Genomic DNA, 10176 nt, shown 5'->3' with positions numbered 1-10176 from the left:
CGAAGACGGGTCGTTTACGTGCACCGTCGGTCAGTTGTCGGTCGGCGCCCATGAGGTGTCGGCGGTGGCGACGCTCAATGGTGTCGACTCGGCTCCGGCGACGACGACGGTGACGGTGGGCCAGGGCACGGTTGCGCCGGTGACGGAGCTGTCGGTCTCGCCGTCGGCGCCGACTTCGGATGACCAGGTGACGGTGTCCGGTACGGCCTCCCCGGGTGCATCGGTGACGGTGACCGGCCCGGGTGGCACGAGCTGTGAGGCGACCGCGGATGCGGCTACGGGTGCGTTCTCGTGTTCGCTGGGCACGCTGCCGGTGGGTGCGGATCAGACGATCTCGGTGATCCAGACGGTCAACGGTGTGGACTCGGCTCCGGCGACGGCGACGGTGACGGTGGGTCAGGGCACGGTTGCTCCGGTGACGGACCTGTCGGTCTCGCCGTCGGCGCCGACTTCGGATGACCAGGTGACGGTGTCCGGTACTGCTACTCCGGGCGCGTTGGTCACGGTGACCGGTCCAGGTGGCGCGGACTGCACGGTCACGGCGGACGCCACCACGGGTGCGTTCTCGTGCTCGCTGGGCACGCTGCCGGCCGGCACGCACACGCTGTCGGCGGTGGCCTCGCTCAACGACCAGGAGTCGGTGCCGGCGACCACGACCGTCACGGTGACCGAGGCCGCCGACACGACCCCGCCGGCCGCACCGGAGGACATCCGGGTCCAGCCGCAGCCCGCGGTCGACGGCGACACGGTGACGGTGTCCGGCACGGCCGAGCCGGGATCGACGGTCTCGGTCACGGTCGGCGGCGAGGAGGTCTGCTCGGCCACCGCCGATGCGGTCACGGGCGCGTTCTCGTGCACGTTCACTGCGGACGAGAGCCAGGACGGCGAGGCCGTCGCGGTGACCGCCACCGACGAGGCGGGCAACACCTCGCCCGCGGCGGACGGCGGCACGATCGTGGTCGAGTCGGCCCCGGTCGTCACCGATCCGTCCGTGACGATCACGCCCAACCCGCCGGTGGCGGGGGAGGCGACCGAGATCGAGGTCAAGGGCGAGGACGGCGAGGAGGTCGTCATCACCATCGGCGACGTCGAGGTCTGCCGCGTCACGATCGTCGACGGCAGTGCGGTGTGGGAGTGGACCCCGGGCGAGCCCGGCGAGGTGGAGATCGAGATCGTGGTGGGTGATAACGCCCAGATCATCGAGACCGTCACCGTCCGCCCGGCGGACACCGACGGCGGGACCGGGTCGCTCGACCCCGGTTCGCTCGGCAGCTCCTTCGGCAGCTCGACCGGGTCCAACGGATCGTCCGGCTCGCTGGGGTCGCTCGGCGGGTAGGGAATCGCGGAGGCAACCCGCACGGCGCGGCCCCGGTGTCATGACGGCACCGGGGCCGCGCCGCTTGGCATGTGAAGAGACCGGGGTGGTCCTTGGCGGCGTGATGGCGCCCGAGTTGCGATCTGAACATGCGACCCGAATTTGCTCCCGCGCGAACTCATCCTTCAGGGGGCTTCCTAAATGAAGATGCTGTTATGCAGCATAACTGCGGTGCTGAGCACGATGGCGATGGCGGTGGCGTTCCTCGTCACGGGTCAGACGGTGGTGGCGAATGCAGCACCGGCATCGGATCCGATGCGGGAGCAGCGGAATGTCCAAATGACTCGGTCTTTCAGCGACAATGAGCTCTCTCCGGGAGAGCAATTCACCGTCACATACACCTTCTACAACGACGGGCGTGAGGAACGAACTGGTGACAACTGATCGTTAGTGCCGGGAGGCGCTGGCGGGGAGGATGTCATCATGCCCGGTCCTTATCCCAGAGAGTTCCGCGAGGACGTCGTCGCGGTCGCTCGTCGCCGCGAGAGCGGCGTCACCATCAAACAGATCGCCACCGACTTCGGGATCAGCGAAGCGACGTTGCAGAACTGGCTCCGTCAGGCCGACGTCGAGGACGGCAACCGTCCCGGTCAGACCGCCGCAGACGCGGTCGAGGCACGGGAGCTGAAGAAACGGATCCGCCTGCTCGAGCAGGAGAACGAGGTGCTTCGGCGTGCGGCGGCGTATCTGTCGCAGGCGAACCTGCGCCTCGGTGGCTCCCCAGAATGACGTACCCGCTCGTTTCCGAGCTCGCCGATGCGGGGATTCCCGTGACGGTGTCGTGCCGGGTTCTCAAGCTCGCCCGCCAGCCCTACTACCGGTGGCGCAACGACCCGGTCCGGGCCGCGGACGTGCTCCGCGCGTTTCGGATCAATGCGCTCCACGACGCCCACGTCGACGACCCGACGTTTGGTTACCGATACCTCGCCGACGAAGCCCGCCGCGCAGGCTGGCGGATGAGCCGGCGGACGGCGTGGAAGCTGTGCTCGCAAGCCGGGATCCTCTCGTCCGCGCAACGCCGCCGACGCGGGAAGGGGAAGAAGGCCGGACCGCCCCTGTTCGACGATCACGTGCAGCGCGTGTTCCGCGCCGCCGCGCCCAACCGAGTCTGGCTCACCGACATCACGGAACATGCGACGAGCGAAGGCAAGCTGTACTGCTGCGCGATCAAATACGTGTTCTCCAACCGCATCGTCGGATACTCGATCTCGGATCGCATGACCGCGAAGCTCGCCGTCGACGCCGTCCGAAACGCCGTCGCCCGCCGCGGCGAGGTCGCCGGGTGCATCCTGCACGCCGACAGGGGCAGCCAGTTCCGCAGCCAGGCCATGGCCCGCGAGCTGCGCCGCCACGACATGGTCGGATCGATGGGCCGCGTCGGCGCAGCCGGAGACAACGCGGCCATGGAGTCGTTCTGGTCGCTCCTGCAGACCAACGTGCTCAACCAGCAGCGGTGGACGACCAGGCAGGAACTGCGGCTCGCGATCGTCGTCTGGATCGAGCGGAAGTACCACCGGCAACGAGCCCAGGACACCCTCGGCGGCTTGACCCCGATCGAGTTCGAAGCCAAGCAAACCGAGCCGCTCACACTCGCGGCCTAAACCGAACCTGTCACCAGTTCGTTCCTCACGCCCACCCTCTTCCCGGCCCGTTGACGTGGAACGCGGACATGCACTTCGAAGTGGTTGGTGGGGGTACCTATCCCGGCACCACTGGCACCGCTTCTGTTGTCAAGCGTGAAACCACCACCTCGGCGGTGACGGCCGATCCGAACCCGGCCAACACGTCCACGGGAACGATCCTCTCCGCAACGGTGATCGGAGGTGCCCAAGGCGTTCCGGTTGAGTTCCGGAACGGTGCGACCGTGCTGTGCACCGGTACGGTTGGCGCGGACGGAAAGGCGTCGTGCCCCTGGGTGCCGTCGACCACGAACACGGTGAACGTCACCGCGCACTTTCCCGGCAACTCCACCACCAACGTGTCTTCCTCTCCCTCTGCGACCCAGGTGGCGGTGAATGACACGACCGCGCCGGTGGCGCCGTCGGGTGTGGTGGTGTCGCCGCAGCCGGCCGTTGATGGTGATCAGGTGACGGTGTCGGGTTCGGCGGAGGCCGGGTCGGAGGTGTCGGTGATGGTCGGCGGTGTCGAGGTGTGTTCGGCGACGGCGACTGTGGCGGGGACGTTCGAGTGCGTGTTCACGGCGTCGGAGTCGCAGGATGGTCTGCCGGTGTCGGTGACGGCCACGGATGCGGCGGGTAACACCTCGCAGCCGGGGTCGGGTGGCACGTTGGAGGTCGACGAGGCGCCGGTCCCGACCGACCCGTCCGTCGAGATCACTCCTAACCCGCCCGTCGAGGGGCAGGAGACGGAGATCGAGGTCGTCGGCGACGAGGGCGACGAGGTCGTCGTCACCATCGGCGACGAGGAGATCTGCCGCGTCACGATCGGCGCCGACGGAACCGCCACCTGCACGTGGACGCCGGGCGCTCCGGGTGAGACGGAGGTCGTGATCGAGGTCGGCGATAGCGAGCCGATCGTCGACACGGTGGACGTCGCGCCGGCCGACGAGACCGGGACCGTCCCCGGCGGGTCCCTAGGCTCGCTGCTCGGCGGCTCGCTCGGTGGCGACAACGGCGGCGGCGGCTCGCTGGGTTCGCTGGGTTCGCTGGGTTCCAGCGGCTCCTGAGGGCAGGTTGGCTGACCTCGCCCGCCGGTGATCCCGGCAGAACGCGACCCCGGCCCTATCGCTTCGGCGGTGGGGTCGGGGTCGACTCGCTTCACGCCTGACGTTCGGGCCGCGTCCGCCGGCGGCGTCGTCCGAGCCGGTTGCTGAACACGTCGCGGAGCCTGGTCGACGGATTTCAGGGGATGGCGCCCGGATTTCGGGCCAGGCGTGCACCAAACTCTGCGACGTGTCGACCAAACGCTAGGGGGTGGAGAGGTTGGCGGGCGCCTCGCAGGTTCTCGGGCGGATTCTCGCGACTGGTGTCCGCCAAACGCGGGGCCGCGCAGGGACTCGCCACGGACGAGAACACGTTCTACCCTTGACGTCATGGCCACGACCCCCACCGCCCGCGACCTCACGCTCGCGCAGATCCTCGAGCGGCAGCAGCAGTCCTTCCTCGCCGACCCACAGCCCGGCGCCAAGGTCCGGCGTGACCGGATCCTGCGGCTCAAGCGGCTCATCCTGGACAACGCCGCCGAGCTCACCGAGGCGATGCGCGAAGACTACGGCTCCCGCCCCGAGACCCTGTCGACGCTCACCGACATCGCGTCCTCGATGCCGGACCTGGACCACCAGCGCAAGAATGTCAAGAAGTGGATGAAGCCCGCCCGCATCTCCCGCGCGCTCGACAAGCTGGGTTTCCAGCAGGAGGTCCGGCACGACCCCAAGGGCGTCGTGGGAATCATCGGGCCCTGGAACTTCCCGCTCTACCTCACGATCGTCCCGGCCGGATCCGCGCTGGCCGCCGGCAACCGCGTGATGATCCGCCCCTCATCCGTCACGGCCCGCACCACCGAGGTGCTGTGCAGGAGGGCGCCTGACTACTTCTCCGTGGACGAGCTGGCCATCGCCGGCCCCGAACACGGCCGCGGCGCCGACTTCTCCAAGCTCGCGTACGACCACCTGTTCTTCACAGGCTCACCGGGCGTGGGTAAGTCCGTCGCCAAGGACGCCGCCGAGAACCTCACCCCGGTGACGCTCGAGCTGGGCGGCAAGAACCCGGTGGTCGTGGACGCCTCCGCCGGCCTCGAGCGGGCAGCGCGCAACATCGCCTCCGCCCGCCTGGTCAACGGTGGTCAGGTCTGCATGTGCCCGGACTACGTGTTCGTGCACGACGACCAGTACGACGCGTTCTGCGAGACCGTGTTGGACCAGTGGCGTCGCACCCTGCCGGCGATCGTCGGTAACCCGGACTACACCGCCACGGTCAACACCTCGAACTACGAGCGGATCGTCGGGCTGGTGGACGATGCCGTGGCCAAGGGCGCGACCAAGCGGGAAGCCGCACCGACGGGGGAGCGGCTGCCGGACGCGCTCACCCGGAAGATCGCGCCCACCCTGCTCACCGGGGTGACGCCCGAGATGGACATCGACTCCGACGAGGTGTTCGGTCCCGTCCTCACCGTGTTCCGCTACTCGAGCATCGACGAGGCCATCCGGTACATCAACGACCGGCCCAGCCCGCTCGTCCTGTACTGGTACGGAGAGAAGAACGAGCGGTTCGAGACGGTGGCCGACCGCACCCGTTCCGGCAACATCTACGGCAACGACTTCGGCATCGGCATGGTCTCCTCCGCCATCCCCTTCGGCGGCGTAGGCAACTCCGGCATGGGCTCGTACCACGGCCGCTACGGCTTCCGGACCTTCACGCACGAGCGGGCGGTGGCGCTGCACTCGTTCGACTACTCCGCTGCCGACTTCATGGTGCCGCCGTTCGGCCCGGACAAGAAGAAGCAGGCGTCGATGTACTTCGGCGCGATGAAACTGCGGACGCGGCTGGGGTTGTAGCCCGGCTCAGGTGGTGGGCGACCCGGCGCCGGCGCTCCACAGGGGGACCGCCAGCCGGAACGTGGTGCCCTCGCCCTCCACCGAGTCGAAGTCGAGGCCGCCGCCGTGCGCGTCGGCGATCGCCTGCACGATGTTCACCCCCAGGCCGGTCCCGGGGATCGAGCGGTGCTGGGCGGTGCTCGACCGGAAGAACCGGGTGCCGAGGTGTTCCTGTTCGGCCTCGGGGATGCCGATGCCCGTGTCGGCGACCGTGATGGTGGCGACGTGCTCGTCGACGGTCGGGCCGACGGTGACCGATCCACCTCCGAGCGTGAACTTTATCGCGTTGCTGACGAGGTTGGTCACGGCCCGCTCCAGCTGGAGGGCGTCACCGATGACCTCGGCCGGCTCGACCTGTTCGACCAGCGCCAGGCCCGCGCGGACGGCCGCGGGCTGCAGCGACTCGGTCACGTTCCTCACCACCTCGCCGAGGTCCAGCCGCTCGTGGGCGATATCGAGGTTCTGTGCCTCGATGCGGCTGAGGATCAGCAGGTCCTCGATGAGACCGCGCAAGCGGTCGGCATTACGTTGGACCACCCGACCAGGCGATGTTGCGCGCTCGTCAGCTCCCCGCCGTCGCCGTCGCAGAGCATCTCCGTGTAGCCCACGATCGACGCGAGCGGAGTGCGCAGCTCGTGACTGACCGTGGAGACGAATGCGTCTTTCTGCCGGTCCAGCTCCTCGAGCCTGCTGAGCTGCTCCTCGCGCCCGGCCTCATAGTCGTCCCGCGTGTCGAGCAGGGTGTTGAAGGCCTCGGCCAGCGCGCGTACCTCGGCCGGCCCGTGGTCGGTGCGCGCCCGGGTGCCCCGGCCGCCAACCGTGTCGAGTCGGGCCACGGCGGCCAGCTCCTCGATGGGGTCGACGATCTCCTCGGCGGTCCGACGGGTCCCGCGGACGATCGCGAGGGCGGCGGCGAGGGTCATCGCTAAGGCCGCTGCCGAGCCGCCGACCAGCACCCGGGTCCGTAGGCCGCGCATCCGGACGCGCTCGTCACTGGCGAGGGTGCGGATCGAGTCCGCTGCCGCGATCATCTCGGAGAAGTCGGCCAGCGCGCTGACGGATTGCGCGCGGCCGGTCGGATCGTCGGCGGCCGAGTACCCCTCCTCCATCCCCACGATCGAGTCGGCGTACGACCACCAGCTCGCGGACGAGGCGGTCAGCCTTGCCAGGGCGGGGGTGAACTCGGCGTCGTCGCCGATAAGCCGGTCCAACTCGGCGAGCGTCTCGTCGGAGTCGGTTTTGAGCGCCCGCAGTCGGTCCTCCGCCCCCGTTACGTCGTAGACGCGATCGATCCGCAGGTCGGACTGGGCCCACCGCATCGCGATCACCAGGTGGCTCGTGGCGTCGACGACCGGCGTGTAGACGGTGCTGGTGCGCTGCGAGAGCTTGTACTGGAGGAGCAGCATCAGCGGCCCCAGCAGCGCCACCACCACGACGAGGATCAGCATCCGGCGGCTCTTGTCGCGCAGGATCCGCGAGACCTCGGGCGCCTGCTTCTCGCGCGGGCTCATGACACGTTCTCGGTGGTGAATCCGCGTCGCGTCATGACGCCCCAGTTCTGCTCGGTCCCGCGGAGTGCCTGCCACCAGCCGCGCAGTCGCCACACCACGTGGAGCTGGCGGTAGCCGATGTTCTCCAGGGCGGCCGAGCTGATGAGCGAGAGCAGACTGCCGAAGCGGTAGTAGCGCGAGAAGTACACCTCGTCGACGGCGGCGGCCGCCAGCGCCACGACGATCGCGTATCCGTAGGCGACCGCCAGGAACAGCCAGAACGTGGTGGGGTTGACCAGGTCGAGCGCGAATCCGAGGACCATGAGAACCAGGCCGACGGCCTCGATGAGTGGGGCGAACAGTTCGAAGGCCCAGTAGTAGGGCACGGCCAGGACCCCGGCCCGCCCGTAGCGGGGGTTGCCGAACATGACGCGGTGTTTGACGAGGGTCTCCCACAGTCCCCGGTGCCAGCGGGCGCGCTGCTTACGTAGGACCGGCAGCGTTTCCGGCACCTCGGTCCAGCACACCGGCTCGGGCACGAATGTGACACTGTACTCTTGGACGCGCTCCCGCAGCAGGCGGTGGATGCGCATGACCAGTTCGAAGTCCTCTCCGATGGAATCGGGGTCGAGGCCGCCGACCTCCACCAGCAGATCACGGCGGAAGCAGCCGAAAGCCCCGGAGATGAGGATGAGGGCGCGGAGCTTGGACCATCCGGAGCGGCCGAGGAAAAACGATCGCAGGTACTCGAGCGCCTGGATCTGGGCGAGCACGTTGCGGGACATCCGGACGTCGATGATCTGTCCGGAGCGGATGGTGCACCCGTTGACGACCCGGACGACGCCGCCGGTAGCGGCGGTGCGGAGCGGGTCGTCGGCGAAGGGTTCGGTGACGACGAGCAGGGCGTCGGGGTCGAGCAGGGAGTCACCGTCGGCGCAGATGATGAGGTCCTCGACGGAGGCGTTGATGCCGACGTTGATCGAGTCGGAGCGGCCGGAGTTGGCTTTGTCGATGACCGTGAGGCGGGTGTAGCCGTCGCGGGGGACGTAGATGCCGCGGGGGGTCTGGCGGGTGGGGATCTCGTAGGGCACCTCGCGGTCGGCGCGGACCAGGTCGAACGCCTCGATGAGGACGCGGAAGGTGTTGTCGGACGACCCGTCGTTGACGACGATGACCTCGTGGCGGTGATATCGGAGTCCGAGGAGGGACCTGGCGGCCTCGACGACGCCGGCCTCCTCGTTGTAGGCGGGGACGACGACCGACACCCCCGGCGCCGTGTGGCTGCCGAGCCGTTCGACACGACCGGAGTGACGACGACGACGACGCGTTCCCCTGAAGTCGACGGCCGCGGCGATCACGAGCACCAGGTACGAGGAGTTGATGAGCAGGAAATAGACGAGGATGGGCCAGGCGATCACGTCGAGCAGCGTCGCGATCACCACGCGGAGGGTTTCGATCACGGGGCGGGATCCTCCTGCTGTGGGGCGCGTTCCGGGTCGTTCTCGGTGGCCCGGCGGGCGGTCGCGGCCATCTCGTACAGGTCCGGCCTGCGGTCACGGATGCCGAGTGCGGTGACCGCGCCGAGCGAGGCGAGGGCCGCGAGGTCGGCGGGTGACGTGGCCGCGGTGTCGCGGACGGAGATCTCCGGCGGGAGCACGCCCTGCCGGAGGGTCTCGACGAGAACCTCGCGGCCGGTCCTCCCGAGGGAGGCCAGGGCTCCGGCGGCCACCTCGGCGAGTCGGCGGTCGCCGGCGGCCAGCACCGAGCGCAGGAGCGGGACACCTGCGGGGGCACCGATCTCTCCGAGGGCCGTGGCCGCGGCCAGGCGGACGGCCGCCGGTTCGCGGGGGGCCAGTGCGCGGCCGAGATCGTCGATGACGCGGGCGTCGCCGATCACCCCGAGAGTGCGCGCGGCCGCCGCGCGGACCCGCTCGTCCCGATCGGTGCGGAAGATCTGGAGGACCCTGGGCAGCAGCGAGGCCATGCCCCCACGCGAGGCGACGGTGGCGGCGACGTACCGCACGCCGGGGTCCGGGTCGTCGAGCCCGCGCCGGACCGCCTCGCGGACGTCGTCGCCCATGGCGAGCAGCGCGTCGGCGGCGACGTAGGCCGGGACGCCGGACAGCCCCTTGACCTCGCGGACCGCACGGAGCACCGCGTCGGCGTAGGTGGCGTCGCCGAGGACCCCGAGGGCGCGCACCGCGGTCGAGCGCACGGCCCGGTCGCGGTCGGAGATCATGCCGGCCAGCACGGGGGAGTACTCGGTGCGCCGGGTGGCACCGAGGACCTGGGCGGAGCGGGCGCGGGTGGTGGCGGACCACGAGTGGACGCCGCGGAGGGCGCTCTCGACGGTGCCGTGCCGGTCGAGGATGTCGACCAGCGCGGTGGCGGCCCCGCCGCGGACCTTGCCGAGTAGGTCGAGGACGGCCCGGTCGACGACCCGCTCGCGGTATCTGCCGAGTTTCCCGAGCGACTCGTCGTCGGACTCCTCGTCTGCGGCGAGCGCCAGCAGGCGCGGGCGGAGTGGCTCGAGGACGCGTGCGATACGGCGACTGCGGCTGACCCGTGCGACGTGCGCCCAGATCATCACCACGACGAGTACGCCGATCGCGGCGATGAGGACCCACAGGGAGGCCGTGAGGACGCCGGAGGCGATCTCCGGCGCGACGTCGTCGAGCAGGGAGGGCGAGGGGTCGTCGTAGGAGGGCAGCACGGTGTGGATCCCGCGGGGCTAGTGTCGCGTGTCGTTAGTTCCTAAA

The 10176-nt window shown here is 69.6% G+C and carries 9 protein-coding genes and 1 pseudogene; 5 read left to right on the top strand and 5 right to left on the bottom strand.

Features of this window, described 5'->3' with window-relative positions:
* The 3 genes from HMPREF3086_RS12860 to HMPREF3086_RS12845 form a co-directional block, all read left to right on the top strand.
* On the top strand, positions 1-1336 hold a 1336-nt coding region (locus HMPREF3086_RS12860; RefSeq protein ID WP_246830991.1), incomplete at its 5' end, for an Ig-like domain-containing protein.
* Positions 1337-1546: 210 nt separating this feature from the next.
* The gene (locus HMPREF3086_RS12855) at positions 1547-1759 is read left to right on the top strand and encodes a hypothetical protein (protein ID WP_141764085.1); all 213 of its coding nucleotides are present in this window, start codon (positions 1547-1549) and stop codon (positions 1757-1759) included.
* 39 nt (positions 1760-1798) lie between these two features.
* Positions 1799-2976 (top strand): IS3 family transposase gene (locus HMPREF3086_RS12845; protein ID WP_371441672.1). Its coding sequence is split into 2 segments (ribosomal slippage): positions 1799-2065 and positions 2068-2976, totalling 1176 coding nucleotides; the frame shifts between segments, so codons are not numbered across the junction.
* A gap of 97 nt (positions 2977-3073) precedes the next feature.
* Here the strand turns inward: HMPREF3086_RS12845 and HMPREF3086_RS18595 are convergent.
* The gene (locus HMPREF3086_RS18595) at positions 3074-3397 is read right to left on the bottom strand and encodes a hypothetical protein (RefSeq protein WP_141764084.1); all 324 of its coding nucleotides are present in this window, start codon (positions 3395-3397) and stop codon (positions 3074-3076) included.
* Between HMPREF3086_RS18595 and HMPREF3086_RS12840 the strand changes: the two genes are divergently transcribed.
* Both HMPREF3086_RS12840 and HMPREF3086_RS12835 read left to right on the top strand, forming a co-directional pair.
* Positions 3387-4061: an Ig-like domain-containing protein gene (locus HMPREF3086_RS12840; RefSeq protein ID WP_141764083.1), complete on the top strand. Its 675-nt coding sequence runs from the start codon at positions 3387-3389 to the stop codon at positions 4059-4061. The genes HMPREF3086_RS18595 and HMPREF3086_RS12840 overlap by 11 nt on opposite strands.
* A gap of 330 nt (positions 4062-4391) precedes the next feature.
* A pseudogene (locus HMPREF3086_RS12835) lies at positions 4392-5888 on the top strand (aldehyde dehydrogenase family protein); the annotation flags it as partial.
* A gap of 6 nt (positions 5889-5894) precedes the next feature.
* On the opposite strand, the gene HMPREF3086_RS12830 reads toward HMPREF3086_RS12835, so the two are convergent.
* The 4 genes from HMPREF3086_RS12830 to HMPREF3086_RS12815 are packed head-to-tail and all read right to left on the bottom strand — an operon-like array spanning position 5895 to position 10130.
* Positions 5895-6464, bottom strand: a complete 570-nt coding sequence (locus tag HMPREF3086_RS12830; protein WP_168169095.1) for a sensor histidine kinase — start codon at positions 6462-6464, stop codon at positions 5895-5897.
* Positions 6413-7438, bottom strand: coding sequence for a histidine kinase dimerization/phospho-acceptor domain-containing protein (locus HMPREF3086_RS12825; RefSeq protein WP_070722240.1), 1026 nt, complete (start codon positions 7436-7438; stop codon positions 6413-6415). Before HMPREF3086_RS12825 ends, HMPREF3086_RS12830 begins: the two co-directional genes overlap by 52 nt.
* Positions 7435-8877 (bottom strand): glycosyltransferase family 2 protein, encoded by a 1443-nt coding sequence (locus tag HMPREF3086_RS12820; RefSeq protein WP_070722238.1) that lies wholly within the window; start codon positions 8875-8877, stop codon positions 7435-7437. Before HMPREF3086_RS12820 ends, HMPREF3086_RS12825 begins: the two co-directional genes overlap by 4 nt.
* A complete protein-coding gene (locus HMPREF3086_RS12815) occupies positions 8874-10130 on the bottom strand; it encodes a HEAT repeat domain-containing protein (RefSeq protein WP_070722236.1) in 1257 nt (418 codons plus the stop codon). Before HMPREF3086_RS12815 ends, HMPREF3086_RS12820 begins: the two co-directional genes overlap by 4 nt.
* Between the last annotated feature and the right edge of the window lie 46 nt (positions 10131-10176).

The organism is Dietzia sp. HMSC21D01, from assembly GCF_001815995.1.
Lineage (GTDB): Bacteria > Actinomycetota > Actinomycetes > Mycobacteriales > Mycobacteriaceae > Dietzia > Dietzia cinnamea.
The sequence above is the reverse complement of the archived record's forward strand: the minus strand, read 5'-3'. Positions and strand labels throughout refer to the sequence as shown.

Coding starts and splice junctions, on each gene's coding strand:
- HMPREF3086_RS12825 (WP_070722240.1), bottom strand. CDS start 7,438: ATGAGCCCGCGCGAGAAGCAGGCGCCCGAGGTCTCGCGGATCCTGCGC.